This is a genomic window from Nocardia brasiliensis, assembly GCF_042691675.1.
Taxonomy (GTDB): domain Bacteria; phylum Actinomycetota; class Actinomycetes; order Mycobacteriales; family Mycobacteriaceae; genus Nocardia; species Nocardia brasiliensis_D.
Genome location: NZ_CP170507.1, coordinates 7,687,829 through 7,713,531, shown reverse-complemented (window position 1 = coordinate 7,713,531; position 25,703 = coordinate 7,687,829). Strand labels below are relative to the sequence as shown.

The window sequence follows — 25,703 nt, the reverse complement described above, 5'->3', positions numbered from 1 at the left end:
ATGGCGGTGCCGAAGCGGAAGATGTCGCGGTCGAATACCCGCAGCAGGCGTGCCCAGTGGAAGGCGACACCGCCGGACCTGGTGCCCGTGACGGTCGCCGGTGTGGTGCACAAGGTGCCGCGCCGACTGGTCGCGGCAGTGCGCCGGGGGCTGATCGATCTGAATCGGATCTGAGGCCGGGCGGCGCACCCGGATCAACCACCACGCGAGTCCTGCGAGCGCCGTTCGCGGCCCGGCTCGTGTCTCAGTGGCCGCTGCGCATGTGACGAAGTCGCAAGCAGCGGTCGCTGAGACACGAGCCATAAGGGGGCCGCGGACACGCCGCGCCGAAGGCGTGGCAGATATTTCAGCCTTCCTTGGCCGCGAGGTCCGCGAGGGTGGCCGCGAGCCGGAAGTACTTGTTGTTGGCCAGGTCGGCGATCGTCTTGATCTCGAGCGCCTCCAGCAGCTGCTTGTCGTGCTCTTCGGTGAGACCGGCGAGGGCCGACGGCGGAGCGGAGAGGATTTCGTTCAGCGACTTGTTCTCGTACGCCTTGTCGAGAGCCTTGTCGAGCACCACGTTGACGGCCATTGCGAACTCCTTCGAACGAACCTGGATGTGCGGCGCCCGTCCGGGCGCCTTGTGCCAGCCGACGATAACTCGGATGGTGCTGTCGTGGGGGGCGAACGCGACGGGGTCGAGGGTCGAGCGAGCGGTCAGGACGTCGTATCGGCTTGGTGGTCGATCAGCACTCGATACTGCACAACATCGGCAACTGGCTAGCTACCGGCCTGGTGGGGGCGACGTTGCAACCTTGTGCGCGACGCGATTGCGATCGGGTAGCTACCAGGCGAAATACCTACTGTGAGTTGGTTTTTGGCAGGCGGAAAAGTCTCCATGAAGTGATGCGATCGTGTCCTGGCGCCGGTACCCTCGTGCGAGAGGGCGGGTTCTCCCGGTTCCCGAGAGAACCCGCTCATCGCCAACATTCCGGCCGCGAAAGTTCCCCTCCGCGCAAGCCGACATCATCGCGTCGAACGCGATTCCAGCGCACCACTACCAGATGTGTCCCGCGTACCCGCGCCATGCCCCGGCAAACCGGGCAAGTCCGGCAACTTCGACTCCAGTCGCGCCAACTGCTCACCGACCAACGCCGCGGGCCCCTCGATCAACGACAACGGCCACGGCCAATTCCGCCCGCTCAGCCGCTGCACCTGCTCGGTGAGATCGGCCGTCGTCGCCTCCAACTCGCTGATCTCGGTGCGCAATTCACCGACCTCGTCCTCCAGTTCGCCGATCCTGGCCAACGCGGCAGCAACCCCGTCCACCAGTGTGCGATTGCGGCCCTCCGCGTCGGTACCCAACTGCGGCCAGCCGGACAGGCCCGGCCCGCGCAACTGGATCTGGATATCGCGCAGCACTGCCTCTTGCTCCGGCGTCACGTCCGCCTCCTGTATGAAATCCCACTGACCGAAATCGGTCGTCTCGGCCACGTTCACATCGCAGACCACGCCACCGACGATCTGCTGGCGCAGCGTCTGATGAATATTGCGCCGCGTCTCCACATTGCCCCCCGACCAGGCATCGGTCTGCCATGCCCAGGTCGCGCTACCCGAGTCCAGTGCCCGGCTCACCGGCCAATAACCGCCGTAGATACCGACATTCGCGCGTCCGAGCACCGTCGCCGCACCATCCAGGTAGGCATTGATGGGTTGCTGGTCCTGCGGCGTGGCATCGAAATCCGCGGAAAAGTAGATGGGCCGGTCCTGCCGGCCACCGCAGCGCAGCACCTGCGCGAGCCCCGCCCGCGCGTCCACCACGCCCGCGCCGTAACCGTCCAGCATGCGGGCCGCGGTGGTCTCCCAGTTCGACACGATCGAGACACCGTGCGCCCGTAGATCATCGGCCTCGGCCGGGGTCAAGAGTTTGCCGGGCAGGGTGGGACCACCGTGGGACAGGTACCGGACCACGAAATCGAAACCCGCCGCGCGGATCGCCGCGCCGCCCGGACGTGCCGCGGCGTAGTCCAGACCGAAACGCATGTCTCTCACTGTAAAACGGACAGCCGAGGATTTCGGTGGCATCGCCGAACCCGTGCGACCGGCGTGGGAATCACACTGCGGAGTTCGACTTCACCACCCGAACCGGGACGGGGGTGCGCCGGTCCGGCGCGATCAGGATCGCGCTGATCGGGATGGCCAGCGACAGCATGCCGAGCACGAACACCGGAACGAAGAAACCGAACAAATCCTCACCGGGCGGCATCGAGCCGGTCGCCGACAGCTGGGTCCGCAGACCGGCCAGATCGGTGTAATGCATGCCCGCGACGCCGACCGCGAACAACAGCGCCGCACCGATCAGGGCAGGCAGCGACCGCCACGTCTGGGTGAACCACAGTGCGGCGAGCGAGATCACGACCGCGATCGCCGTCGCGGCGAGCAGCAGCATCGGTGTCAACTTGGTCGAACCCTGAATCCGAACGGCATCCAGTGCCAGGAAGTGCATCAGGCCCAAACCGGCGCCCATCACCAGGCCCGCGGCCACCAGGCGGGGTATCCGCGGCGCGGATCCGTTGATCGCCAACGCGGCCCACACCGCGAGCACCGAAACCACGGCCGCCCCGGCGACATTCAACACGTCGTACCGAATCAGGCTGCCACGCACCGAGACACCCAACATCGAGACGAACACCGGAAGCCACACCCCGATAGCACCGATCGAAATCGCCGCCGAAACCTGCCACACCACCCGGAACTGGGCCGTCGACGACTTCGCCGCCTGCCGGACGCAGCTGAAACCGATCAGCGCGCCGACCCACGAGACCACGACGGACAGGCCGATGATCCAGTAGCCCATGCTGAAGTAACTCAAAGCACCGCCTGTTCGCGTTCCTGCACGGCGAGACGTTGAATGGCGTACTCGGTCACCGCGGCCAACGACTGCCGCACCTCATTGGCATTGCGCGCGTCGATGTCGACGATCGGCACCCCCTCGCGCACCGCGAGCGCCTCCCGCAGCTCGGCGATCGGAAAGCGGGGCGCGTTGGGGAAGCGGTTGACCGCGACGAGGAACGGCAGGTTGCGCGCCTCGAAGAAGTCGACCGCGGCGAAGCTGTCCTCCAGCCTGCGGGTGTCGATGAGCACGACGGCGCCGATCGCGCCGCGGATCAGGTCGTCCCACATGAACCAGAAGCGCCGCTGCCCCGGCGTACCGAACAGGTAGAGCACCAGGTTGCCCGGCAGGATGATCCGGCCGAAATCCATGGCGACGGTGGTGGTCTCCTTCTCCGGGGTGTCGGCGAGATCGTCGATACCGTCGGAGAACCGGGTGACCATGGCTTCGGTCCGCAGCGGAACGATCTCCGATACCGCACCGACGAAAGTCGTCTTGCCCGCGCCGAAACCACCGGCGACCACGATCTTCGTCGAGGCCATCCGGTTGTTGTCCGAGTCGGTATGGCCGGTGTTGGTGTCGGGCCCGATTTTCCTATAGGGCACGGAGTCCACGCAAAGTCCTCTCCATCAAAGAACGGCGCTCGTCGAAACTCGCCTCGTCAGTCAGTGTCGAATGCACACGCAGGATGCCGTCGACGACGAGGTCGCCGATCATCACCCGGACCATGCCGAGCGGCCGATCCAGGTGAGCGGCGATCTCGGCAACAGACAGTCGGTGCGTGCCGAGCCGAAGAATATCCGTGCGGACATCACCGGTAGGCCAGTCGAGATGCGCAGTGTAGGACAGGGTCTCGATGACCGCCTCCATCGGCAGGTCGACCGCGGGCTCGGTACGCCCCGACGTCAGGGCATAGGGTCGGACACGCGTGGTCGGTTTTGGTCCAGGTCCGAATGGATTGGACATCTCACGCTCAAACCGCGGTGCGGGCGGTGGCCGTGACCACCGTGCCGACCCGGTCGACCAGCAGTGCCATCTCGTAGCCGATCCGGCCGATGTCGTGCGACTTGTTGGCGAGCACGGCGATGTGCGAGCCATTGCCCACGCTCATCACCAGCAGGTAGCCGCGCTGCATCTCGACGATCGACTGCATCACCTTGCCGCCGTCGAACAGCGACGCCGCGCCCATCGACAGACTGGCCAGGCCCGCGGTGACGGCGGCGAGCTGTTCGGCCCGGTCCGCAGGCAGGTGCGGGCTGGTCGCCTGCAACAGGCCGTCGGCCGACACCAGCACCGCATGGGACACGCCGGGCACGTCCCGGGTGAAGCGGGCGACCAGCCAGTTCAGGTTCTCATCCGTGGTGCTGTTCGCGTTGGTCATGCAAGCCCTCCGTCGTTGTACTGCGCATTGGCCCGCCCACTGCGGACCCCACTGAGATGCCTGGTCAGGTTGGTCCGGATCTCCTCGGGGTCACGGGCTCCGGGTTCGTCTTCCTGGGCCAGGCCGCCGGGGACGAGCTGCGCGCCCGGCGTGCGGATAGGAAGCCCACCGCTGGTGCGACCGGTCGGGGTCGGCCGAGTGGCCTCCTCCGCGGCCATCCAGCCGGCATCGGCCGGCGAGGTCCATGTCGTCTCGGTCGCCTGCGAGGTGGCGGGCTCGACCAGCCATTCCGAGACCATGCGTTGATAGATCGGGGTCGGCGAGGCACCCGCCACCGGCTGCAACCGGGATGAGGTGACCATCGCGGGCTCCGGCGTCCGCGGCGGAGCCGGTTCGGCGGCAGGCACGGTGGCCGGTCGCCGGATCGGCAGACCGGACCGCGAGGTGGTCGCCGGGGCGGGCTCACCCGCGTTGTCGCGCTGCTCATCCGCGTTGTCGCGGCTGTCGCGCCGCTCGGGCTCGCGCGCAACCGTCGGCTCCGGCTCGGTCCACAGGTCGGTGCTCTGCTCCTGCTCCGCGGCCGCGGGCCGGTTCGGGCTGTTGCTCGATTCGTTCGCCGTCGGCGGGCCGAAGGGGGACCGGTCGTCGCTCTGGTTGTTGATCGACCACGGCTGGGTCGGCGGCTGCGAGTCCGGATCGCTGTCCGGGGTGTTGTTGCGGGCGGCCATCGAGACCACGGGTTGCCCCGGCGCCTCGGCCACCCGGATGGCAGGCCGGCGTTGCGGCAGTCCCGACGTGGTCACCTCGAACCGCGGCGCGTTGTGCTGCGGCAGGCTCGGCACCGGAACCAGGTTGCGCGGCTGCGTGTTCTGCGACGGCGCCGCGGGCAGCGCGTACTCGCCGGTGAAGTGCAGCGACTGCCCGTTCGGGTCGGTGGCGTCGAGCGGCGGGGAGACCAGGGCACCGGGCAGGTGCACGCTCGCGGTGATGCCGGGCTGCTGGGCCATGGTGGAGGTGCGGCGCAGGCTGGCGGTGATGGTGTGCCGCTTGGCGAGCCTGCCGACGACGAAAAGACCCATCCGGCGCGCCGTTTCGACGGTGACCTCACCACCCGAGGCGAGCCGGTCGTTGATGACCTTCAGATCCTCGGCGGCCATGCCGAGGCCGCGGTCGGTGACCTCGATCAGGTAACCGCCGTCGACCGCGCGGGCCACCGACACGGTGACCGGAGTGGTCGGCGGCGAGTACCGCAGCGCGTTGTCGATCAATTCGGCGAGCAGATGCTCGATGTCGATCGCGGGTTCGCCCGCGACGATGCCCTCGGGGACGGCGGTGATCTCCACCCGCTGGTAGTCCTCGACCTGGGAGACCGCGCTCCACAGCATGTCCGAGAGCTGGACCGGGTGCAGCTGGCCGCGGCGCAGTGCCGTACCGGCCAGCACCAGCAGGTTGTCGCCGTTACGCCGCATGCGGGTGGCGAGGTGGTCGAGCCGGAACAGGCTCTGCAACCGTTCGGTGTTGTCTTCGTCGTGCTCGAGGTCCTCGATCAGAGCGAGCTGCTGCTCGACGAGGGACTGGCTACGCCGCGAGAGGGTCTCGAACATGTTGCCGATCTGCAAGCGCAGCCGGGCCTGGTCCGCCGCGAGGTGCAGGGCGGCCTGATGAATGTCGTCGACCGCGCGGGCCAGCTGGCCGATCTCCTCGGTGGTGTGCACGTCGACCGGGGCGATCTCCGGGGTGGCGCCGCCGGAGCGGGCCTGCTCCAGTTCGCGGGGCAGGTCCTCGTGCGCGACCTTCAGCGCGTCACTGCGCAGCCGGCGAATCGGCACCACCAGCGAGCGCGCGACGGCCAAGCCGAGCACCAGGCAGGCGAGCAGCGTGGTGACCACGATCGCGACATCGCGCAGCACGCTGCTGCGCACGTCGGCGGTCTGATTCGCCAGCTTGTCATCGATGATGTCGACCAGGTTGTTGGTGACCTGGTCGTAGGCCTTGCTGGAGGTGTTGAGCGAATCCATGATGGCGGCGGGATCGCCACCGCCCTGACCGAGCGCCGCGAGGCGCGACTGCACGGCGTTGAGCAGGGTGTCGGCGTTGATTGCCGAGGCCGGGTTGAGCTGCGCGTACTGCGCATTGAGCACCAGCTCGGATCCGGCGGCGATCAGCAGCTTGGCCTGCACGGCCGGATTGCGCGCGGGATCGGCGGTGGTGATCATCAGGTATTCCTGGGTGAACACCCGGCGCGCGTTGGTGCTGACGCCGAGTTGCAGGAAGTACCGCTGAATGGTGACCTCTTCGAGCGACGGCGACACCGCGATGGCGTTACCGATGCGCGCGGCGACTTCGTCGGACTGCTCGGCAATGGTCTGCGGCGAGCTGTTGAGCAGCCCGTTGCGCATGGTCCGGCCCGCCGCGATCGCGGCGCCGAGTTCGGTCGTCACGCGGTTGTCGCCGGTGGCGGTGCGCAGCGTGGTCTCCAGATCGACCGCGGTCTGATCGAAGCGGGCGCTGACCTTGTCGAGCTCCGGGTCCTGCGTCTGGTTGGTTCGCATGGTGGCAGCGGTGATCGCGAGGCGTTCGGTGGCCGCGCCGAAGGCAAGCATCGGACGGATGATTCGCGCCTGCTCGGAGGTCGCGTTCAGCTGCGAAATCGTGCCGAGCTCATCGTTGATCCGCAACACCGCGAAGGTAGAGGCCAGTAGGACGGGCAGCAGGAGAACGATGCCGACCTTCCGGGTTACCGGCAAGTTGGACAGGCTGAAATACCAGGAACGCGGTTTTGCTTCCATTCCGCTTCCGTCGCCTCCACTCCGCGCAGGGGCCCTCGGGATGGCACGTGCTGTTCAACGTAAGTGGGATCTACCCGCCGAGAACCAACTAAAGGTCTTCTTTTTACCGCAGGGAACATACCGCGAGGGCTGCCCATCGGCAATCTGAGGGACAAGGTCGGACGGTGCCCGAATATGGCTACACGTAACAGGTTTCGCGTTGTACGACTTCTAGAGTGTACAGACTAACTGGACAGGTGATCTAGGGAGCTCCAGATCGTCGATAGCTGAACGGGTGCTGTCATCCGGCATACCGGTCGACCGCGGACCCGGCGTGTCGGGTGGCGCCTCTCAGTCGCCTCTCAGTCGATACGGTCAAACTGGTCGCATGCGCATTCTGGTAGTCGACGACGATCGCGCCGTCCGTGAGTCGCTGCGCCGGTCATTGACCTTCAACGGCTACTCCGTCGACCTCGCGGTGGACGGCGTCGACGCCCTCGACAAGGCGACGAGTCAGCGACCGGACGCCCTGGTTTTGGACGTGATGATGCCCCGGATGGACGGGCTGGAGGTCTGCCGACGCTTGCGCAGCACCGGTGACGATCTTCCGATTTTGGTTTTGACGGCACGTGATTCGGTATCCGAGCGGGTGGCCGGCCTCGACGCGGGGGCCGACGACTATTTGCCGAAACCGTTCGCGTTGGAAGAATTGCTCGCGCGTTTACGCGCCTTACTGCGTCGCACGACTGCCGATCCGGGAGAGGCATCGGAGGCAATGACGTTCGCCGATTTGTCGCTGGATCCGGTGACCCGAGAGGTTTCTCGCGGCGAGCGCGCGATCAGCCTGACCCGCACCGAGTTCTCGTTGCTGGAAATGCTGATGGCCAATCCGCGCCGCGTGCTGACCCGTAGCCGCATCCTCGAGGAGGTCTGGGGCTACGACTTCCCGACCTCGGGCAACGCCCTCGAGGTCTACATCGGCTATTTGCGCCGCAAAACCGAAGCCGACGGCGAACCACGGCTCATCCACACGGTCCGCGGCGTCGGATACGTGCTGCGGGAGACGCCCCCCTAGGGCAAGCCATGCCGAGAACCGCTCCGAAGCGACCCGTGGTCGCCGGGCTGGGACAGCAACAGCGCCCGCCCGACCCGGCCGAAATGCGGCCACCCATTCCGCTCACCCGCTCGGTCTCGTTGCGCTGGCGGGTGACCTTGCTGGCCGCGTCCGTCGTGGCCATCGCGGTCGCCGTGACCTCGATCGCGGCCTACGCGATGGTGGCGCGCGCGTTGTACGGCGATGTCGACGCGCAGTTGCGCACCAGGTCCGCGACGATGATCAACGGCGACATCGACAACATGACCTTCCAGACACTGAGCCTGGCGACGTTGTTCTCCAACGACATCGGGGTGGGAATCATCTATCCGATCCCACCCGGCGCACCCGTGAACCCCATCCCGGCGTACGTACCGCCGCAACCGACCCGGCCGCCCATCGCTTCCGAGGAACTGGCGGTAGCACGCGGCGAGCAGCCTTCATCGTTGCGCACCGTCGAGAACCAGCGGGTCCTGGCTCGGCGTACCGATTCGGGTGTCACGCTGGTCATTTCGCAGCGGCTGCAACCGACCAGGGAGGTGCTCGACCGGTTGGCCTGGCTGCTGTTCGTGGTCGGCGGCTGCGGGGTCGTGCTGGCCGCGGCGGCGGGCACCGCGGTGGGCCGCACCGGGTTGCGGCCGATCGCGCGGCTGACCGCGGCGACCGAGCGAGTGGCGCGCACCGACGACCTGACGCCCATCCCGGTGACCGGCGACGACGAATTGGCCAGGCTCACCGAGAGTTTCAACACCATGCTGCGCGCGCTCACCGAATCACGGGACCGGCAACGCCGATTGGTGGCCGACGCGGGACACGAATTGCGCACACCGCTCACCTCGTTGCGCACCAACATGGAATTGCTGATCGCGTCGAGCCGACCGGGGGCCCCGAGCATCCCGGACGAGGACATGGTCGAGCTGCGCGCGGACGTGATGGCACAGATCGAGGAATTGTCCACGCTGGTCGGCGATCTGGTCGACCTGGCGCGCGAAGACGCGCCCGAGACCGTCTACGACCGGGTCGATCTCGGTGAGGTGGCCGAGCGCGCGCTGGAGCGAGCCCGACGCCGTCGCAGTGGTATCGAGTTCGTCGCCGGGCTGCGGCCCTGGTTCATCTACGGCCACGAAGCCGGGCTGGAGCGGGCGATCCTCAATGTCCTCGACAACGCCGCGAAGTGGAGTCCGGCCGGCGCGCAGGTGTGGATCAGCATGCACGAAACCGGTCCCGGCTTGCTCGAATTGACGGTCGACGACGCGGGACCCGGCATTCCGCCCGCCGAACGGGAATTGGTGTTCGAGCGGTTCTACCGGACGACGGCGTCGCGCTCCATGCCCGGTTCCGGACTCGGCCTCTCCATCGTGAAACAGGTGGTCACCAAGCATGGCGGCACCATCGCCATCGATACCTCGCCGCGCGGCGGCACGTTGGTGCGCATCGTCCTACCAGGGGAGCCGGGCGCGCCGACGACCGAATAACGGAACGTTCGATGGAGTCGGATCCGGTGAATTCGACGGCGCGCGCGGCGGCGGCCGGAGCCGTATCGTATGGCTGGGGGAGCGGTCGGTAGGGCCGCTCGGAGTGGGTACGCAGTCTCGGACAATTGCAAGCACGGTCTCAGTCCGCTCTCAGTCGTCGTCGTCAAGCTGGTCGGCAGACGCTGAGGAGAAACGAGGAGTCCATGACCGAGGATTCGAAGGACCGGCGGGACGAGCCGGCGAACGCCGCATCGGACCTGTCCAAGCCGGCCGAACAGATCCCGGCCGCACCGGCGGGTCCGGTGGGCACGCCATACGGGGCGGACGCCGCCTACGCACCGCAGGGCTACGGGCCCCTGGACGGACAGCATCCGGCGGGGCACTACCCACCGCCGCATCAGCACACCCAGCCGTTCCCCGGCCCGGACTACGGTGCCCAGCACTTCGATCCGCAGCCGCCGCACGGGGCGGGGTATCCCGGCCCGGAGTTCGGTGGTGCGCAGCAGGCACCGGCCAAGCGGCCGGTCCGCACCGGTCTGGTCATGGGAGCGGTCGCGCTGGCCTTGGTCAGTGGTGGCGTCGGCGGCGCGGTCGGCGCGCTGGCCACCCATTCGGACAATGGGCGCGCGCCGATCACCAATGCGCTCGATCAGCCGAAACCCAATGTCAACACGGTCTCCAACGCACCAGCGGGCTCGACCCAGGCGGTGGCGCAGAAGGTGCTGCCCAGTGTGGTGATGATCAAGGTGGCCAGCAGCCGCGCCGAGGGCGAGGGCTCCGGGGTGGTGCTGTCTTCCGATGGCCTCATCCTGACCAACAATCACGTGGCCGCGGGCGGTGGCCCGAGCGCCAAGATGGAGGTCGTGTTCTCCGACGGCAGCTCGGCGCCCGCGACCATCGTCGGTGCCGATCCCGTCTCCGATCTGGCCGTCATCAAGGTTTCCGGCAAGAGCAACCTGACCCCGATCGAGCTGGGCAGCTCGGAGAACCTGCAGGTCGGCCAGCCGGTCGTTGCGATCGGATCGCCGCTCGGCCTGGCCGGGACCGTCACTACCGGCATCGTCTCCGCATTGAACCGCCCGGTGTCGACCCAGGGCCAGGGTCCGCAGAACCCCGCGGGCGCCAACCCGGTGATCGACGCCATCCAGACCGACGCCGCGATCAACCCCGGCAATTCCGGTGGCGCGCTCGTCGACGGCAACGGCAAGCTGATCGGCATCAATACCGCGATCGCCAGCCTCGGCGCCGGTGAGCCGGGAGCAGGCCAGCAGAGCGGATCGATCGGCCTCGGGTTCGCCATTCCGGTCGACCAGGCCCGTCGCGTCGCCGACGAGCTCATCAAAACCGGGCATGCCACCTACGCGCAGATCGGCGTCAAGATCCAGGCGTTGGATTCGATCAACGGCGCCCGGGTGCTGGAAGTCACTCCCGACGGCCCCGCCGCGAAGGCGGGCATCCCCGCGGGCGCGGTCGTCACCAAGCTGAACGACCGCAGCATCAACACCGGCGACGCACTGGTCGCCGCCGTTCGCTCGCACCAACCAGGAGACAAAGTGAAGGTCACCTACACCGATGAGCAAGGCAACAACCCCAAGACCGTCGAGGTGACCCTCACCGGCGCACCGGCGGACGGTGGCCGGTGATGCGGGTGCTGCAGGGCGGCTGGACGCCGCTGCTCGATACGGCCGCTGACGTTCTCGGCACAAGCGCTACGGTGAGCAGCATGGAAATCGATGCTCCGGTGGCGGGGCGTGCTCTGGTGGTGGTCGTCGATGATCGAACGGCGCATGGAGGTGTTGACTCGCTCGGCCCGCTGGTCACCGAGTTGCTCACCGAGGCAGGCTTCCTCGTGGACGCATCGGTGTCGGTACAGGCCGACGAGGTCGAGATCCGCAACGCGCTGAACACCGCGGTGATCGGCGGTGTCGATCTGGTCATCTCGGTCGGCGGCACCGGCATGTCCCCGCGTGACGTCACCCCCGAGGCCACCTCCCAGGTGCTCGACCGCGAGTTGCCCGGCATCAGCGAGGCCCTGCGCTCGTCCGGCCGGGTGGCCGGTTCGCTCGATGCCGGTCTGTCCCGCGGTGTCGCCGGTGTTTCCGGCAGCACGCTGGTGGTCAACCTGCCCGGCACCCGGGCCGCGGTACGCGATGGCATGGCGACCCTCGGTCCGTTGGCCAGCAAAGTGATCGGCGAACTCTCCGGATTGGTCGAATAATTACGGTCTCCGGTCCCTCCGACGACATCCCTCGTCCGGCAGCTCGCCGGGCGAGGGATGCGGCGCGTCTCGCCGAAATCTTCGGCGACGCCCTCCCAGACACTACGAGCGACGAACGCGGCGACGGCTCGGCAGACGAGTCCGCCGCCGATGATTGGCTGCGCGCGCAGAAGCCGCCGCACCACGGTTGACGCCCTTATCTACGTAGTAACTGCGTATTGAGAAGTTGGCTCGCCGTAATCTCCTCGTGATTGTTTACTTTTGACGAAACCCTGACGATATTCTTACGGCCTTGTCCCGTATTCAGCGCTGGCACTTTGGTGACTCCATCGGCATCGATCGGCCGCTCGGACCGTCTCCACCAATGCATTTATGCATGTCGAGCGTTATTTGCATGAGTTCGACTGTGACCTACATCACATTGATCTTTATGAAAGCTCGCGTTGCAGTGCCGTTACCTAGCGTTTAATGTTCGCCACGAGCCACCCACACTGGACTTCACCGGCCCGGGTACGGCACGTACGCGTCGACCCGGCGGAACCTGGCTCGGTTCCGGTCGCCAGCCGAAGCGTCGCGCCGAACTGAATTGCTGGTTACATACCGGCAACAATGGGGCGACAAACTGAGCTGGGCCTGCGAGGACCACTGTCCAGCCTCGATGGTCGAGGCTGACTGTTTTAAACCTGATGAGGGGAAGTATGAGCGAGAACCGCACCAACGGTCTGCGCCGCGGTGCCCGCGTCGCGGGCGTCGGCGCTGCCGCGGCCGTGGCCATGGGCCTGCTTTCGACCGGCGCCGCCAATGCTGACGTTTTTGTGCCGTTGCCGGACGGCCAGAAGGTCGGCCCGGGCGTGACCATTACCCGTACCGGGGAGCATGCCGTCGTGTCGCCGTCGCTCGCGGCCAACGGCGCGGGCCGCGTTGTCTGGGTTTCCGGCAACGCCTCGGCCGATGTCACCGAGACCCCGGAAGGCAAGGTCGGTCCCTGGAACGGCGCGACCAACAACCCCGGCACCAACAACTCCTCGACGCACGGTACGTCCCAGCTCAACACCGGTTACATCATCGGATGTCAGGTCAGCATCGCCGATGACGCGATCTCCCTTGGTGTTTCGGCGAAGGTCGACCTCACCAGCGGTGGCCTCAGTGGCTCGGCCGGCCTGAAGCTGGGCCCCGGTGACGTCAAGTTCGTGCAGATCGAACTGAAGGACATCACCAAGCCGGGTACCTACTCCGTGGAGTACCAGGACGTCGAGATGGAGATCCAGGGCTGCGCGGGCTACGCCCAGGCCCGCTCCTACACCGTGGTCGAGATCATCGGTGACCACTACTCGAAGACCACCCTCTACGGGATGCCGTTCAGCATTGGCTGACGACTGTCCGACTGACGAATTGTTGAACACTCTTCTCGCTGAAACGAACTCAACCCCTGAGGGAATTACACATGATCAACCGTAAGAATGTGGCGCGGGCAGCCGGTGCCTGTGCCGCCGCTACCATCGCTTTGGGCCTGTTCTCCACCGGGGCCGCGAACGCGGACACCTTCGTGCCGCTGCCGGGTGGCGAGATCACCAAGACGCTGTCCGACGGCACCGTCGTGACGGTCCGCCTGGTCAACGAGTCGGCCAACATCAACCCGTCCCTGGGTTCGACTCCGGTGCACCGCAACGCGTGGGTGTCCGGTTCGGCGCGGGTCGAGGTGTCCGGCTCGGGTGCCACCGGCGGCAAGATCCGTCCGGGCTACGTGGTCGGCTGCCAGGTCAACATCGACGGCGGCGAGGCTTCCGGCGGCGTCGAAGGCAGCGGCAAGTGGGACGGTAGCGACGGCAGCGTCGGCGCGAACACCGGTGCCAACCTGACCTTGGGCCCGGGCCAGGCGAAGGCGTTCTACCTGCTCGATCGCGAACTGGCCGATGACTACGGCAACGAGGATCACTCCACCCAGATCACGTTCAAGGGCACCAACGGCTCGGTGACCTGGGCCGATTCCACCATCGGTCTGTCCGGCTGCGGCGGGTACGCGCAGGCGCGCTCGTTCGTCAAGGTCAAGGTCGAGACCGACAACGTCATGTCCTACGTGACGCTGTGGGGCCAGCCCTTCAGCCTCGGCTGACACCAAATATCAACTCGCACAAGATAAGCGGGCCCGTCGCCACCGCGACGGGCCCGTTTGTTGTTCCCACCTGCCGCCGATGTCCCTGCCACCCCCGAAGGCATCCCGGCGGGGGCGTCAAATCTCCACTCGCTGTTGAGAATTCGTTCCGCTAGGGGTCGACAACCATGATCAACCGTAAGAAACTGACGCGGCAGGCCGGACTCGGGGCCGCCGCCGCGGTCGCGCTGGGCCTGTTCTCGACCGGCGCGGCCGACGCCGATATCTTCATCCCGCTGCCCGGTGGCGAGACGCGCAAGACCTTGGCGGACGGCACGGTGGTGACGATAAAGCTGGTCGATGAATCAGCCGACATCAACCTGTCCGCGGGCGCCACTCCGGAGCACCGCAGTGTGTGGGTCTCCGGTACGGCGCAGGTCGAATTGTCCGGCGCGCCCGAGGGCAAAGGCGGCTCGATCTTTCCGGGTTACACCGTGGGCTGCGAGGTGGATATCGCAGGCGGCGGTGCCGCCGGTGGTTTGGACTGGAGTGGGAATGCGATCGAGCCGAACGCCGGTACCGCCGTCGGTGGGACTCTGTCGCTCGGCCCCGGTCAGCTGAAGTCGTTCTACGTGCTGGATTTGGAGCAGGGTGACGATTTCGGGAGCACCGTGCATGAAACGCGTAATCAGTTCGAGGGCAATCACGGCTCGGTCAGCTGGGCCGACGAGACCATCGATCTGACCGGCTGCGGCGGACCCGCGCAGGCGCGAGCGTTCGTCAGTCTCAGCGTCGAGACCGACCAGGTCGTCACCTGGATGACGTTGTGGGGAGAGCCTTTTACGATCTGAACTTCAGGACTCGTGCTTACCGCCCGCGCTGCGCTGGCCCTCGGCCAGCAGGTCGCGGATCTGAATCAGCACCTCCGCGTCGCTGAGCTCGGCAGCTTCCGGGCTGAACCGCTTCTTCACGTGCATGGCGGGCAGCACGAGCACGAAGTACAACACCGCGGCGATGATCACGAAATTGATTGCGGCGGTGATGATCGGACCGACCTGGACGAAGGTCGCCGGTTTGTCGGCCACGAGCCGGAAACCGAGACCCAGCTCATCGCTGCCGCCGAAGACGGCCAGGATCGGGTTGACGATGCCATTGGTGAACGCGGTGACGATCGCGACGAACGCGGTACCGATGACCACCGCCACCGCCAGGTCGACAACATTTCCGCGGAATAGAAAATCCTTGAAACCCTTGAGCATTGCCGATATCTCCCTCCGGAGCTGGCGGAGTGGGTAAGCGTTGCGTGTGGAGCTGACAGGTGGTGCTCGGCGGTCTTCCGGTACGGCCGATGCTAGTTGACCTGATGGCAAATGTGCGGACAACTCAATGGAAGACCACGGTGAGCGCGGTGTGCAGTGACGCGGCCGCGACCACCGCCGCGTGTTCGGCGTCCATCGCCACCAGGACTACGCGTTCCTTGGTGCCGCGTCCGTCGCCGGGGCTGGACACCAGCACCACCGCGGCGTCGGTCGCCAGCGTGCGGGCGGGCCGAGAGCCTTGCTCCTCGCCGCCGATCACGTCGACGCGGTCACCCGCGCGCAGGATTTCGGCGACGGCGGTGTCGGCGAGCCGGATCGGCACGATTCGGGCGTCCCGCGCGCCGGTCGCGACCGCGGCCAACCGGGGTCCGACGACGCGGATGTCGGTGAATACCTCGCCGCCGCGCATCGCCCCGGTCAACGTCGCGCCGATCACGTCCGACGGATCGCGCACGACACCATCGGGTAGTGCGGCGGATTCGTGGGGAGCCGAGCGTAGATCGCCCGCGTCGAGGACGTGGCCGGGTGCCAGATCACGTCCGGCGATGACGACCGTGGATCGTTGCGCGCCGGGATCGCCGCGTAGGAACATGATCGCCGCCAGCGCTACCAGGCCCGCGGCGAGTAGCCGCCGCGCGAGCACGCTGTCGGCCCAGGGCGGTCGCTGCCACGCCCCGAAGCGGAAGCCGCCGCCGCGGCCGAGATCGGCGAATGATCGAGTCATGGCCGGATCCTATGGCCGTGAACACACCCGCCGAGCGCGGAAAAGGGCTAGCTGTGGATAACGAAGGGGCTGGGGATAACTCGGCGAATCAGCTGGCCACAGCGGTACTGGCCGCCGCGCTGCTGCCGTTGGACGAGCTGGAATCCGAGCTCGACGAACTCGATTCCTTCGCGGCGCCGTCGGACTTCGCGGGCTCGCTCGCGGTGGCCGAGCCGCCGCGGCTGTCGGTGCGGTAGAAGCCGCTGCCCTTGAACACGATGCCGACCGAGTTGAACAGCTTGCGCAGCTTTCCGGAGCACTCCGGGCAGACGCTCAGCGCATCGTCGGAGAAGGACTGAACGATGTCGAAGCGGTTGTCACACTGGGTGCACGCATACGAGTAAGTTGGCACAGCATCCTCCGCAGGTTTTCGTCATCTGGCACTCTACAGCCGACAGTGCCAACGTTGCCAATCTACCGTTCATTCCGCGACGTGATCTTCGACAAGCCGGTGCAACCCGCCGCGTGGCGTGAGGGCCCAGCCCATTCTCAGGTCGTGTGGTTCCTCGGGCAGCCGGTCGACCAGCTCGTCGTCCCGGACCACCGCGACCAGCCGCGCGTCCGCCCTGGCCGCGGCCAGCGTCCGGTCGTAGTATCCCGCGCCGCGGCCGAGTCGCACACCACGCCGGTCCACTGCGAGGGCGGGAACCAGGATCAGCTCTGCCCAGCCGACCGCCGTGGTGGGCAGCGGCTCGCCGGTGGGCTCGAGCAGGCCGAACCTGGCTCGCCGCAGACTTTCCCGCCCGGTGTATTCGGCCCAATTGAGCGGCCCCGGCGGCCCGGTGACCGGAACGAGCACGCGCGCACCCGCCTCCCGCAGCGCGTCCAGCACCTGCGTCGACCCCGGTTCGCCGCGCACCGGCACGTACGCGCAGACCCATCCGCCCACTTCCAGCGCACGGGCGGCCGCGACCAGGGACATGGCGTCCGCCGCGTGCTCCTCGGGAGTCATCGCCGCCCGTCGAGCAAGAATTTCGGTGCGCCATGCATGTTTATCGCGCTCACCGGGCATCTCCATGTCGATCACCATAGGCTGGCCGGAATCCCGGTCGGCTCGACGCCGAGTCAGGGGCTGTGACGATGGATAGGGTATGCGCATGACAGCAAAGGCCGGACAACCCGGCGACGCCACGCTGGTCTCGTGCTTCCGCACGGCCGTGGTGCCCGCAGCCGGGCTCGGAACGCGATTCCTGCCCGCGACCAAGACGGTGCCCAAGGAACTCCTCCCGGTGGTGGACACCCCCGGTATCGAACTGGTCGCCACCGAGGCCGCCGACTCCGGTGCCGAGCGGTTGGTCATCGTCACCTCGCCGGGCAAGGACGGTGTGGTCGCGCACTTCATCGAGGACCTCGTGCTGGAGAGCACCCTCGCCGAGCGCGGCAAATTCAAACTGCTGGAGAAGGTGCGCAAGGCGCCCGGCCTGCTCGACGTCACCTCGGTGGTGCAGGACGAACCGCTCGGCCTCGGCCACGCGGTCGCCCAGGCCGAGGCGGCCCTCGATGACGACGAAGATGCCATCGCCGTGCTGCTGCCGGACGACCTGGTGCTGCCTTCGGGTGTGCTCGACGTGATGAGCCGGGTCCGGCGCAAGCGCGGCGGCACCGTGTTGTGCGCCATCGACGTCCCCAAGGACGAGGTCAGCGCCTACGGCGTGTTCGACGTGGCGCCGGTGCCGGACGCGGTGAATCCGAATGTGCTGCGCGTCAAGGGCATGGTGGAGAAGCCCGCGCTCGCCGATGCGCCGTCCACCTTCGCCGCCGCCGGTCGATATCTGTTGGACCGCGCCATTTTCGACGCGCTGCGCCGAATCGAGCCCGGTGCGGGCGGCGAATTGCAACTCACCGACGCCATCGCGCTGCTCATCGCCGAGGGTCATCCGGTTCATGTGGTGGTGCACCGTGGGTCGCGCCACGATTTGGGCAACCCGGGCGGCTATCTTCGAGCTGCGGTCGATTTCGCTTTGGAACGCGACGAATACGGCCCTGCCCTGCGGGAGTGGCTGCAGCATCGGCTCGGTCCCGACTGGGATCCGCAGTTGACTGCCTACGACTGAGGCGGGCGTCGGTTTCGCCGATAGTGGACCGTCGGGTACGAATGATGGTTCACCACGCGGGGTGAGCGTCAGACCCGGCGGCGGTAGCTCGCGTAACCACGAAGGGGCAGCGAGCACCGCCGATGGGACACTGGCGTGCGCCTAACCGGTTGTGCCGGAGCGACATCGCGCGGTGCAATCGGTGGTGTGCGAAGAGATCAGGAAGGGCTGGATGCGCTCGGTTGAGGATCAGCAGATCAAGGTGACCGCCGCGGCGGTCGCGCCTCGGCCGGTCCGGGTCGCGATATCCGAGGCCCAGGGCCTGCTGTGTGCCGAGGACGTCGTCACCGAACGACCGTTGCCCGGATTCGACCAGGCGGCGATCGACGGCTACGCGGTGCGCAGCGTCGATGTGGCCGCCGCGGGCACCGACATTCGCAACGAGAACGACGAACTGGTCGATCTGACACTGCCGGTGGTCGGCGAGGTGATCGCCGGATCGCGCCAGCCGATCCGGTTGCAACCGCGTCAGACCGTCCGGGTCGACACCGGCGCTCCGCTGCCGACGCTCGCCGATGCCGTGCTGCCCCTGGACTTCACCGACGGCGGCCGCGCGAAGATCAAGATCTACGAACCGGTCCGCTCCGGCGATTACGTGCGGCGCATCGGCGACGACGTACAGCCCGGTGATGTAGCGGTGCGCGCGGGCACCATCATCGGCGCGGCCCAGGTGGGACTACTAGCGGCGGTCGGTCAGGACAAGGTGCTCGTGCATCCGCGGCCGCGGTTGTCGGTGATCTCGGTCGGCGGCGAACTCATCGACATCGATCGCACCCCCGGGCCCGGCCAGGTCTACGACGTGAACTCCTACGCCCTCGCCGCGGCCGCCAGGGACGCGGGCGCGGACGTGAACCGGGTCGGCATCGTGAGCGCGGATCCGCGCAGGCTGCGCGATGTGGTCGAGGGACAGCTGGTGCGCTCCGAGGTCGTCGTCATCGCCGGCGCGGTGGGCGGCTGGGCTTCGGATCAGGTCCGGGAGGCGCTGGAGGGGCTCGGCGAGCTCGAAATCGCCCGGGTGGCCATGCATCCCGGGTCGGTCCAGGGCTTCGGTCGGCTCGGTCGCGACGAAGTGCCCACCTTCCTGCTGCCGTCCAACCCGGTCGGCGCGCTGGTGGTGTTCGAGGTGATGGTGCGCCCGCTCATCCGAATCGCCTTGGGGCGCAGGCATCCCATGCGGCGGATCATCATGGCGCGGACCATCACCCCGATCAGTTCGATGGCCGGTCGCAAGGGCTACCTGCGCGCGCAACTCATGCGCGACGAGGCCACCGGCGACTACCTGGTGCAACCACTCGGCGGTGGCGCGGGCGCGTCGTCGCACCTGCTCGCCACCTTGGCCGAGGCCAACAGTCTGATCGTGATAGACCCCGACGACACCGAGATCCGCACCGGTGACGAGGTCCGGGTTGCCTTCCTCGCCCAGCGCGGCTGAGGCGTGGAGGCGATGAGCGTGTTCCGGGTGACGCAGCATCCGGGATGGCCCGCGCGGCTCGGTCCGGTTCGGGTCGCGGCCGGGCAGGTGACCCTGCGACCGGTGCGCCTGCGCGACGCCGCGGCGTGGAGCCGAATCCGACTGCGGGACAGGGAGCACCTGGAGCCGTGGGAGCCTACCGGCCGGGGCGCGTGGGAGGCGCGTAATCACGCGTCCAACTGGCCATCGCTGTGGTCGAGCCTGAAGGCCGAAGCCCGGCGGGGCGCGATGATTCCGTTGGTGATCGAGGTGGACGGCGCGTTCAGCGGGCAGTTGACCGTCGGCAATATCGTGCGGGGTGCGTTGCGTTCGGGCTGGATCGGCTACTGGGTAGCCAAGGACCTCAGCGGCCAGGGTGTCGCGACCGCGGCGCTGGCGCTCGGTCTCGACCACTGCTTCGGGCCGGTCGGCTTGCACCGGGTCGAGGCGACGGTGCGGCCGGAAAACCTGGCGAGCCAAGCGGTGCTGCGCAACGTGGGCTTCCGGGAGGAAGGCATGCTGCGCCGCTACCTCGACGTGGACGGCGCGTGGCGCGATCACCTGCTGGTCGGCATCACCGTCGAGGAGGTCGTGGGCACGGTCGTCGACCGGCTGATCCGTGAGGGCCGGGCCACCCCGCTGTAGCTATTCGTGCAATCCGGACACGCCCGGCGCATCCGACGCGCGGCAGAATTGGTGGCTTTGTGACAGGTGTGGCAGATGTGCACGGCGCGCCTGCCGTATCTCGACGCGTCACGGAATTAACCTACGGACGTCGGAGGTGCGTCTTGCACCCTCGGCAGGGAGCCTGCGAGGCGACCGGCGTGCTCGCCGCACCGGCGGATGAACGCCGGGCGGACGCGGGGCGTGCTGCGCACCGCTCGCCGGCCGAACGGACCAATCCAGGCCGGGACGGAGGTGCTGACCGCGATGCCGAATTCGATCCTGTGGATCGGACTGGTCGTGCTCTGGGTCTTCGTCCTGTTCCCGATACTCGCCGACCGGCACCCGAGGATCCGGCGGACCACCGACGCCGCCCTCGCGACGCGCGTGCTGCACCGCGGTGATTCCAAGCGGCGCACCAGGAGTGGACCGGCCGCAGGCCACGAAACCGACCCCAACTGGCGGCCACGCCGCGCACAGAGAAAGTATTCCCACAGCGATGATGCGGAGGACCGGATGACAACACCGGCCGACGACCCCGTCACCGAAGGTGACATGACCGCGATCGCCGAATCCGCGGCATCCCACCCCGATCCCGACATCGCTGACGCCGAACTCGCTGACGCCGAACTCGATGAGGTCGAACTCGATGAGGTCGAATTGGACGACGCCGGACTAGATGACGCGGCGGACGAAGCGTCCGATAACGAATCGGTAAGTGCGGGACCGGAAGACACCGAATCCGACAACGCGGACAACGAAGTCGCTGCGCGAAACGACGACGCGGTCGATGATGACGAGGTGGGCGAAGAGCGCACCGAACCGGCAGCAGCCCGGATACCCCCCGCGCGCTCCACCGCGCCCGCGCGCGTCAGCGACGACTACGACGACGACGAACCCGCCGCGCATCGCGACTACGACGATGACGAACCCGGCGCGCATCGCGACTACGACGACTACGAAACCGATTCCGACGACCTCGATTACGTTCCCACCCGGCGCGGCCGCGGCGGCTACGACCCCGAAGCCGACGCCATTGCCCGCGCCGCCCGCTACACCTTCCGTCAGCGCGCCGTCCTCGGCCTCGTCCTCGCTGCCCTACTGTGCGGCGGCCTCGCCGTCGCCATGACACCTCAATTCTGGTGGGGCTGCGGTTTGGCCTGCGTCGTGCTCGTCGGCTACCTGACCTACCTGCGTCGGCAAGTACGCATCGAAGAAGACATCCGCCGCCGCCGCGCCGCCCGCCTCAGCCGCGCCGAACAACTCGGCGAACACCACCACGGCCCGCGCCCCTCGCAGGCCACCCGCGCCAGCATGGACCGCGACACCGCCCGCGCCCTCCGCCGCCGCTCCGCCCTCCTCGAAGTCGACGACGAAGACCCCATGTTCGACCACCTCGACCCCTTCGACCCCGCCACCGCCCGCGCCCTCCGCGACCGCACCGGCGGCGGCGACATGCGCCGCGCCGCCGGCGAGTAGAACCACACCCGCGTAACTCCGAATAACCCCAGCTCACCCGCCCGATTCGGAGTCTCGCAACATCTTTTGCTAGAGTGACACAGCGCGGTTCCCCGGAGCCGCACGGGGCTATAGCGCAGTTGGTAGCGCGTCTCGTTCGCATCGAGAAGGTCAGGGGTTCGATTCCCCTTAGCTCCACCATAATCCCAGCTCAGGCTGGGATTTTTGGTTTCTGGACTGCCCTCGTGTGGGCTGATCTTCCAACCAAGTCCCAACTAATTCGGCTCTGATCACCTCTGACCGCCCACCGCCTTGTCGAGGGCTTCAGCAGCTGCCATTCATGCCCGACGTTCTGAGGATCACGCAGCGTCCACACGGTCGAAGGAACACCAGATCGAGCACAGCTTCCTCGATCGGCGGAGATGCGAGTTTCCGCGCCGCCAGGTTCTTGCGCCGCTGTTTCAGCATCTCCACGACGAACAAATGCCACGCATGGCTGAGCGGTCGATACACCTTTCGACACTGCTCTGCGCAATCCTGCTCTACGACGAGGTCCGCGTCCTTGATGCCCAACTCCCTTCCGGGCCGCGGAATTGACTCTGCGTCGTGTCCTGCGCGACCGTGGCATTCTGCGATACATCGACACACGCTATGTCAGCCGACGTCTCAGACGAGCTCGTCAGGTTTCTGCGGGATGCCGAAGCCATTGGGCCCAAGGGAATGGTCTAGACGCACAGGGCTTGATACGCGTGCACATCGGCATGAGGGTTCGTTGAGAGGTCCTGTCAGCCAACCAGTTTGGACGGCTGATCAATGCGTATCCAGCGGTGTGAGCGGATAAGTCAAGGAATCTGGAGTCGGCCTGGTTCGTCCGAGACCAGTCGGTGAAGCTGATTTCGGAGCGGGCGCCGATCACCCCCGGGCGATAATCGGTCGCGCTCCGCATGGCCTAGTTGCTACCGTGCAGTCATGAAGGTCAATTCACGAATCGCTGCCGCGGCCGCACGAGCTCTCAGCTCGCCGGTCGCTGCCGCCTGACCTTTCTTCCATACCGGCGACCGGAAACGGTCCGCTGGTGTGCGTCGGTCTTGTTGCCGGACTTGCCATGTGCGGTCGCTTCCGGTCGATTTCACATCGATGGAGCAACCACCATGATCACCACAGGCCAAACCGTTCAGACCTTCCTCGACTTCTTCCGCGAACGCGGGCATGAACTCACGCCGGGCGGATCGCTTATTCCCTGGCCCGGGGACCCGGTGCTGTTCACCACGTCCGGGATGCACCCGTTGACCCGATATTTGATGGGTCGACCCCACCCGCTGGGCCAGCGGCTCACCAGCCTGCAGCGATGCCTGCGCACCACCGATCTCGACGAGGTCGGTGACGACACCCACCTCACCGTGTTCGAAATGCTCGGGTCCTGGTCACTCGGCGACTACAGCGGCCCGCAGAGCCTGCGGTGGGGATTCGAACTGCTGCGCGACGGTTTCGGCATCGACCCCGGCCGGTTACACGTCACGGTGTTCGGCGGCGGCGATCAGGTCGAACCTGACTACGAGTCCTGGCGTACGTGCGATGAGCTGGGCTTACCGGTCGAACCGACCACTGACGAGAACTGGTGGTCCAACGGCCCGGCCGGACTCTGCGGGCCCGATTCCGAGATCTTCGTCTGGACGGGAGACCACATGCCGCGGGGCACACCGACATCCGATGATCGGTGGGTGGAGGTGTGGAATCACGTCATGATGCGATACGTCCGGCATCCCGACGGCAGCCTCGAGCCATTACGCCGGCCCAGCATCGACACCGGCCTTGGCCTCGAACGGCTGGTGCGAATCCTGCGGAACACGCAGTCCGTCTTCGAGATCGACGTTTTCCAGCCCTGGCTGACCACGCTGCCCCGAATCTGGGGCCCGCTGGACGAGCCGTCACTGCGACTGCTGTCGGACCATCTGCGATCCAGCATCGTCGTCATCGGCGACCGGGTCACGCCATCCCCGTCCGGTCGAGGTCACGTACTCCGCCGTTTGATCCGCCGCACCCTGACCACGCTGTGGCGCGACGATTCGACTCGCACCCTGTCCGACCTGCCGGTTGAGCTGGTGGAACACACCCTCGGGCATTTCCGGCAATCTGTTCCCTCCCACGAAGTGCGCACCATCCTGCTCGACGAGGAACGCAAATTCGATCTGCTGCTCCAGCGGGGACGAAAGGTCTTGTCCCACAGCCGTTTCACCGGCCCGTTGACCGACGACGACTACCACTACCTGCACGACACCCATGGCCTGCCCCGCGACCTCGTGGTGTACCTGAACACCGAAGGTGGTGTCAGTTGACGTGCCAAGCTGTGAGAAGGCCTGACAGAACTCGGGCACTGGTTGCTCTCGCCGGTAATTTCCGCCCTCTATGAGGCACCTCCTGTCGTTTGGCGGCCATGGCCCGCCGGTTGCGTTTCCGTGCTCCCGTTGCTTTGCCCCATCCAACGACGGCTGGTGTCTCGAATCCTCCGTCGTACGGCGAGCAATGGACGGACCTCGAGAAGGTCAAGAAAGAGAAGAGTGAGGCTTTTACCGCTCTCGACGAGGCGGAAGAGGCAGGAAAGAACGGCACGGATTACTGGGTGAAGTGAATTCACCCTGTTCGGGCGAACATAACAACATCTCCGACCAGCTGATGGGGCGATTGGTGACTTATGCCGTGCGGGTCAGCAGGTTTGGTCAGCAGGTGATGAAGTATGCGGCCGGGGACGCTGTCGGCGGCGGTAGACATCCGTTGCGGGTTTGGACGTACAACGGGCCGTCGAGCGCCGCACCCGCACGTCCTCGGGCAGGTCAGGCGAGCGCTTTGCGCAGGGGCTCGGACCACGGCAGCCAGCGGGGGTCGGGGCCTCCTGTGTCGTCGCCGACCATGTTGGTGCAGGTGTAGCCGACGGCGGTGCCGGATTCCGGGTGGGCGAAGCCGATTCGTCCTCCGGTGCCCACCTGTCCGAAAGCTCCGTCGCCGAGGAGCTGGGCGGGGCGAGTGAGCTCGTAGCCGTGGGCGAAGTAGTTATTTCGCGGCAGCACGTCCAGCGGCGCGGGGTGGTTGAGGCCCTCGGTTTGGGGTTGGCGAGCCCGCTCTACCGCTTCCGAAGTGAGGAGCCGGATGCCGTCGATTTCACCGATCGTCGCAGCGAACATTCGCGCCACCGACCGCGCGTTCCCGATCCCGTTGCCGGACGGGACTTCTGCCGCGTGCCCCTCTCGGGTATTCAGCAGCGCGAGGCCCTCATCCCTCGTCGCGACGGTCGCGAGCGTCGCGCGAATCAGCCGGGTGCTGACGTCGACCCCCATGCGGATCAGCACCGCTTCCACGTCGGCGGCACCGGGCAGGTACCGGCGGCTGAACTGCGGAACCACACGGTGTTCCTGGTTTTCCGGCAGGCCGATCCACAGGCTCAATCCGAGCGGCTCGGCGATCTCGGCGGCGAGGAATTCACCTACGCTCTTGCCGGTGACCCGCCGGATCAGCTCGCCGGCCAGATAGCCCCACGTGAGGGAGTGGTAGTAGAACGCGGTTCCCGGCTGCCACAGGGGAGTCATCGACTCCAGCGCGGACACGCACGCCGACCAGTCCGGCAGATCCCGGGCCCCGATACGGGATTCGGCATCGAAGCTGGACAGTCCCCCTCGATGCGACAGCACGTCGGCGACCGTCATCTCGGCCTTGCCCCCGGCCGCGAACTCCGGCCAATACTCCCGAACCGGGGCCTCCAGGTCGAGCTGGCCTCGATCGACAAGGATGTGCACGCAAGTCGCGGTCATCCCTTTCGACACCGACATGAGCACGGTCAACGACTCCGCGTCCCACGTCTTCCCGGACTCCGGGTCCTGCCCCGTCCAAAGATCCACTACGACGCGCCCCTGGCGATACACGCACAGCTGCGCGGCGCCTTCATCACCATCGTGTGCGCGCGCGAAGCCGTCGCGAACCCCCTCGAACTTCCGCTCGACAAACCCCTCCACCAACGCCTCGAGCCTCCTCGACGAGATCCAACGGGTGCACCGGCCAGGCGAAAC

27 protein-coding genes and 1 tRNA gene are annotated in these 25,703 nt (G+C 66.9%); 15 read left to right on the top strand and 13 right to left on the bottom strand.

Features of this window, described 5'->3' with window-relative positions:
* The gene (gene rpmF / locus ACFK0J_RS35590; protein WP_378734086.1) at nt 1–174 is read left to right on the top strand and encodes a 50S ribosomal protein L32; all 174 of its coding nucleotides are present in this window, start codon (nt 1–3) and stop codon (nt 172–174) included.
* 172 nt (nt 175–346) lie between these two features.
* Here the strand turns inward: rpmF and ACFK0J_RS35585 are convergent, their stop codons facing one another.
* The 7 genes from ACFK0J_RS35585 to ACFK0J_RS35555 form a co-directional block, all read right to left on the bottom strand.
* Nucleotides 347–571, bottom strand: coding sequence for a hypothetical protein (locus tag ACFK0J_RS35585; protein WP_378734085.1), 225 nt, complete (start codon nt 569–571; stop codon nt 347–349).
* Between the two features lie 434 nt (nt 572–1,005).
* On the bottom strand, nt 1,006–2,022 hold the full coding sequence (locus tag ACFK0J_RS35580) for a glycoside hydrolase domain-containing protein (RefSeq protein WP_378734084.1): 1,017 nt from the start codon (nt 2,020–2,022) through the stop codon (nt 1,006–1,008).
* Nucleotides 2,023–2,092: 70 nt separating this feature from the next.
* The gene (locus ACFK0J_RS35575) at nt 2,093–2,851 is read right to left on the bottom strand and encodes an MHYT domain-containing protein (RefSeq protein WP_378734083.1); all 759 of its coding nucleotides are present in this window, start codon (nt 2,849–2,851) and stop codon (nt 2,093–2,095) included.
* Nucleotides 2,848–3,414: an ATP/GTP-binding protein gene (locus ACFK0J_RS35570; RefSeq protein ID WP_029900001.1), complete on the bottom strand. Its 567-nt coding sequence runs from the start codon at nt 3,412–3,414 to the stop codon at nt 2,848–2,850. Before ACFK0J_RS35570 ends, ACFK0J_RS35575 begins: the two co-directional genes overlap by 4 nt.
* Nucleotides 3,415–3,466: 52 nt before the next feature.
* Nucleotides 3,467–3,838 (bottom strand): DUF742 domain-containing protein, encoded by a 372-nt coding sequence (locus ACFK0J_RS35565; protein WP_029900002.1) that lies wholly within the window; start codon nt 3,836–3,838, stop codon nt 3,467–3,469.
* A 7-nt stretch (nt 3,839–3,845) separates the two neighbouring features.
* Nucleotides 3,846–4,253: a roadblock/LC7 domain-containing protein gene (locus ACFK0J_RS35560; protein ID WP_218471718.1), complete on the bottom strand. Its 408-nt coding sequence runs from the start codon at nt 4,251–4,253 to the stop codon at nt 3,846–3,848.
* Nucleotides 4,250–7,042 (bottom strand): ATP-binding protein, encoded by a 2,793-nt coding sequence (locus ACFK0J_RS35555; protein WP_378734082.1) that lies wholly within the window; start codon nt 7,040–7,042, stop codon nt 4,250–4,252. The genes ACFK0J_RS35560 and ACFK0J_RS35555 overlap by 4 nt, the downstream gene beginning before the upstream one ends.
* A 367-nt stretch (nt 7,043–7,409) precedes the next feature.
* On the opposite strand from ACFK0J_RS35555, the gene ACFK0J_RS35550 reads away from it, so the two are divergent.
* From ACFK0J_RS35550 to ACFK0J_RS35520, 7 genes are all read left to right on the top strand, one after another.
* Nucleotides 7,410–8,096, top strand: a complete 687-nt coding sequence (locus ACFK0J_RS35550; protein WP_218471716.1) for a response regulator transcription factor — start codon at nt 7,410–7,412, stop codon at nt 8,094–8,096.
* Nucleotides 8,097–8,104: 8 nt separating this feature from the next.
* Nucleotides 8,105–9,589 carry an ATP-binding protein gene (locus tag ACFK0J_RS35545; protein ID WP_378734081.1) on the top strand — a complete coding sequence of 495 codons (1,485 nt, stop codon included), beginning with the start codon at nt 8,105–8,107 and terminating at the stop codon, nt 9,587–9,589.
* 203 nt (nt 9,590–9,792) lie between these two features.
* A complete protein-coding gene (locus ACFK0J_RS35540) occupies nt 9,793–11,232 on the top strand; it encodes a S1C family serine protease (RefSeq protein WP_378734080.1) in 1,440 nt (479 codons plus the stop codon).
* An 80-nt stretch (nt 11,233–11,312) separates the two neighbouring features.
* Complete coding sequence (locus tag ACFK0J_RS35535) at nt 11,313–11,807, top strand: molybdenum cofactor biosynthesis protein B (protein ID WP_218471713.1); 495 nt, start codon at nt 11,313–11,315, stop codon at nt 11,805–11,807.
* A 698-nt stretch (nt 11,808–12,505) separates the two neighbouring features.
* Entirely contained in the window at nt 12,506–13,180 is a 675-nt protein-coding gene (locus ACFK0J_RS35530) for an MspA family porin (RefSeq protein ID WP_378734079.1), read from the top strand.
* A gap of 71 nt (nt 13,181–13,251) precedes the next feature.
* Nucleotides 13,252–13,920: an MspA family porin gene (locus ACFK0J_RS35525; protein WP_378734078.1), complete on the top strand. Its 669-nt coding sequence runs from the start codon at nt 13,252–13,254 to the stop codon at nt 13,918–13,920.
* Between the two features lie 167 nt (nt 13,921–14,087).
* Nucleotides 14,088–14,750: an MspA family porin gene (locus ACFK0J_RS35520; protein ID WP_378734076.1), complete on the top strand. Its 663-nt coding sequence runs from the start codon at nt 14,088–14,090 to the stop codon at nt 14,748–14,750.
* Between the two features lie 3 nt (nt 14,751–14,753).
* Here the strand turns inward: ACFK0J_RS35520 and mscL are convergent, their stop codons facing one another.
* The 4 genes from mscL to ACFK0J_RS35500 form a co-directional block, all read right to left on the bottom strand.
* The gene (gene mscL, locus ACFK0J_RS35515) at nt 14,754–15,158 is read right to left on the bottom strand and encodes a large conductance mechanosensitive channel protein MscL (RefSeq protein ID WP_378734075.1); all 405 of its coding nucleotides are present in this window, start codon (nt 15,156–15,158) and stop codon (nt 14,754–14,756) included.
* Between the two features lie 124 nt (nt 15,159–15,282).
* Nucleotides 15,283–15,942, bottom strand: coding sequence for an SAF domain-containing protein (locus ACFK0J_RS35510; RefSeq protein WP_378734074.1), 660 nt, complete (start codon nt 15,940–15,942; stop codon nt 15,283–15,285).
* Between the two features lie 88 nt (nt 15,943–16,030).
* Nucleotides 16,031–16,333: an FmdB family zinc ribbon protein gene (locus tag ACFK0J_RS35505; protein WP_378734073.1), complete on the bottom strand. Its 303-nt coding sequence runs from the start codon at nt 16,331–16,333 to the stop codon at nt 16,031–16,033.
* A gap of 69 nt (nt 16,334–16,402) precedes the next feature.
* A complete protein-coding gene (locus ACFK0J_RS35500; protein WP_378734072.1) occupies nt 16,403–16,999 on the bottom strand; it encodes a 5-formyltetrahydrofolate cyclo-ligase in 597 nt (198 codons plus the stop codon).
* A 79-nt stretch (nt 17,000–17,078) separates the two neighbouring features.
* Here ACFK0J_RS35500 and ACFK0J_RS35495 point away from each other — a divergent pair, with 79 nt between their 5' ends.
* The 5 genes from ACFK0J_RS35495 (at nt 17,079) to ACFK0J_RS35475 (ending at nt 21,846) form a co-directional block, all read left to right on the top strand.
* Complete coding sequence (locus ACFK0J_RS35495) at nt 17,079–18,035, top strand: UTP--glucose-1-phosphate uridylyltransferase (protein WP_218471706.1); 957 nt, start codon at nt 17,079–17,081, stop codon at nt 18,033–18,035.
* A gap of 211 nt (nt 18,036–18,246) precedes the next feature.
* A complete protein-coding gene (gene glp / locus ACFK0J_RS35490) occupies nt 18,247–19,506 on the top strand; it encodes a gephyrin-like molybdotransferase Glp (protein ID WP_218471705.1) in 1,260 nt (419 codons plus the stop codon).
* Between the two features lie 12 nt (nt 19,507–19,518).
* Nucleotides 19,519–20,169, top strand: coding sequence for a GNAT family N-acetyltransferase (locus ACFK0J_RS35485; protein WP_378734071.1), 651 nt, complete (start codon nt 19,519–19,521; stop codon nt 20,167–20,169).
* A 285-nt stretch (nt 20,170–20,454) separates the two neighbouring features.
* Nucleotides 20,455–21,666, top strand: a complete 1,212-nt coding sequence (gene glpR / locus ACFK0J_RS35480; RefSeq protein WP_378734070.1) for a gephyrin-like molybdotransferase receptor GlpR — start codon at nt 20,455–20,457, stop codon at nt 21,664–21,666.
* Nucleotides 21,667–21,770: 104 nt separating this feature from the next.
* Nucleotides 21,771–21,846: transfer RNA gene (locus ACFK0J_RS35475), tRNA-Ala, on the top strand.
* Between the two features lie 123 nt (nt 21,847–21,969).
* Here the strand turns inward: ACFK0J_RS35475 and ACFK0J_RS35470 are convergent.
* Nucleotides 21,970–22,218 carry a hypothetical protein gene (locus tag ACFK0J_RS35470; RefSeq protein ID WP_378734069.1) on the bottom strand — a complete coding sequence of 83 codons (249 nt, stop codon included), beginning with the start codon at nt 22,216–22,218 and terminating at the stop codon, nt 21,970–21,972.
* A 578-nt stretch (nt 22,219–22,796) separates the two neighbouring features.
* Here ACFK0J_RS35470 and ACFK0J_RS35465 point away from each other — a divergent pair.
* Entirely contained in the window at nt 22,797–23,981 is a 1,185-nt protein-coding gene (locus tag ACFK0J_RS35465; RefSeq protein WP_378734068.1) for an alanine--tRNA ligase-related protein, read from the top strand.
* Between the two features lie 98 nt (nt 23,982–24,079).
* On the top strand, nt 24,080–24,274 hold the full coding sequence (locus ACFK0J_RS35460) for a hypothetical protein (protein WP_378734067.1): 195 nt from the start codon (nt 24,080–24,082) through the stop codon (nt 24,272–24,274).
* 202 nt (nt 24,275–24,476) lie between these two features.
* On the opposite strand, the gene ACFK0J_RS35455 is transcribed toward ACFK0J_RS35460, so the two are convergent.
* Nucleotides 24,477–25,649: a serine hydrolase domain-containing protein gene (locus ACFK0J_RS35455; protein ID WP_378734066.1), complete on the bottom strand. Its 1,173-nt coding sequence runs from the start codon at nt 25,647–25,649 to the stop codon at nt 24,477–24,479.
* Nucleotides 25,650–25,703 lie beyond the last annotated feature (54 nt).

Bases quoted from the DNA above. Each gene is read 5' to 3' on its own strand.
- rpmF (WP_378734086.1), top strand. From the start codon at position 1: ATGGCGGTGCCGAAGCGGAAGATGTCGCGGTCGAATACCCGCAGCAGG.
- ACFK0J_RS35585 (WP_378734085.1), bottom strand. From the start codon at position 571: ATGGCCGTCAACGTGGTGCTCGACAAGGCTCTCGACAAGGCGTACGAG.
- ACFK0J_RS35580 (WP_378734084.1), bottom strand. From the start codon at position 2,022: ATGCGTTTCGGTCTGGACTACGCCGCGGCACGTCCGGGCGGCGCGGCG.
- ACFK0J_RS35570 (WP_029900001.1), bottom strand. From the start codon at position 3,414: ATGGCCTCGACGAAGATCGTGGTCGCCGGTGGTTTCGGCGCGGGCAAG.
- ACFK0J_RS35565 (WP_029900002.1), bottom strand. From the start codon at position 3,838: ATGTCCAATCCATTCGGACCTGGACCAAAACCGACCACGCGTGTCCGA.
- ACFK0J_RS35560 (WP_218471718.1), bottom strand. From the start codon at position 4,253: ATGACCAACGCGAACAGCACCACGGATGAGAACCTGAACTGGCTGGTC.
- ACFK0J_RS35555 (WP_378734082.1), bottom strand. From the start codon at position 7,042: ATGGAAGCAAAACCGCGTTCCTGGTATTTCAGCCTGTCCAACTTGCCG.
- ACFK0J_RS35550 (WP_218471716.1), top strand. From the start codon at position 7,410: ATGCGCATTCTGGTAGTCGACGACGATCGCGCCGTCCGTGAGTCGCTG.
- ACFK0J_RS35545 (WP_378734081.1), top strand. From the start codon at position 8,105: ATGCCGAGAACCGCTCCGAAGCGACCCGTGGTCGCCGGGCTGGGACAG.
- ACFK0J_RS35540 (WP_378734080.1), top strand. From the start codon at position 9,793: ATGACCGAGGATTCGAAGGACCGGCGGGACGAGCCGGCGAACGCCGCA.
- ACFK0J_RS35535 (WP_218471713.1), top strand. From the start codon at position 11,313: ATGGAAATCGATGCTCCGGTGGCGGGGCGTGCTCTGGTGGTGGTCGTC.
- ACFK0J_RS35530 (WP_378734079.1), top strand. From the start codon at position 12,506: ATGAGCGAGAACCGCACCAACGGTCTGCGCCGCGGTGCCCGCGTCGCG.
- ACFK0J_RS35525 (WP_378734078.1), top strand. From the start codon at position 13,252: ATGATCAACCGTAAGAATGTGGCGCGGGCAGCCGGTGCCTGTGCCGCC.
- ACFK0J_RS35520 (WP_378734076.1), top strand. From the start codon at position 14,088: ATGATCAACCGTAAGAAACTGACGCGGCAGGCCGGACTCGGGGCCGCC.
- mscL (WP_378734075.1), bottom strand. From the start codon at position 15,158: ATGCTCAAGGGTTTCAAGGATTTTCTATTCCGCGGAAATGTTGTCGAC.
- ACFK0J_RS35510 (WP_378734074.1), bottom strand. From the start codon at position 15,942: ATGACTCGATCATTCGCCGATCTCGGCCGCGGCGGCGGCTTCCGCTTC.
- ACFK0J_RS35500 (WP_378734072.1), bottom strand. From the start codon at position 16,999: ATGGAGATGCCCGGTGAGCGCGATAAACATGCATGGCGCACCGAAATT.
- ACFK0J_RS35495 (WP_218471706.1), top strand. From the start codon at position 17,079: ATGACAGCAAAGGCCGGACAACCCGGCGACGCCACGCTGGTCTCGTGC.
- glp (WP_218471705.1), top strand. From the start codon at position 18,247: ATGCGCTCGGTTGAGGATCAGCAGATCAAGGTGACCGCCGCGGCGGTC.
- ACFK0J_RS35485 (WP_378734071.1), top strand. From the start codon at position 19,519: ATGAGCGTGTTCCGGGTGACGCAGCATCCGGGATGGCCCGCGCGGCTC.
- glpR (WP_378734070.1), top strand. From the start codon at position 20,455: ATGCCGAATTCGATCCTGTGGATCGGACTGGTCGTGCTCTGGGTCTTC.
- ACFK0J_RS35465 (WP_378734068.1), top strand. From the start codon at position 22,797: ATGATCACCACAGGCCAAACCGTTCAGACCTTCCTCGACTTCTTCCGC.
- ACFK0J_RS35460 (WP_378734067.1), top strand. From the start codon at position 24,080: ATGGCCCGCCGGTTGCGTTTCCGTGCTCCCGTTGCTTTGCCCCATCCA.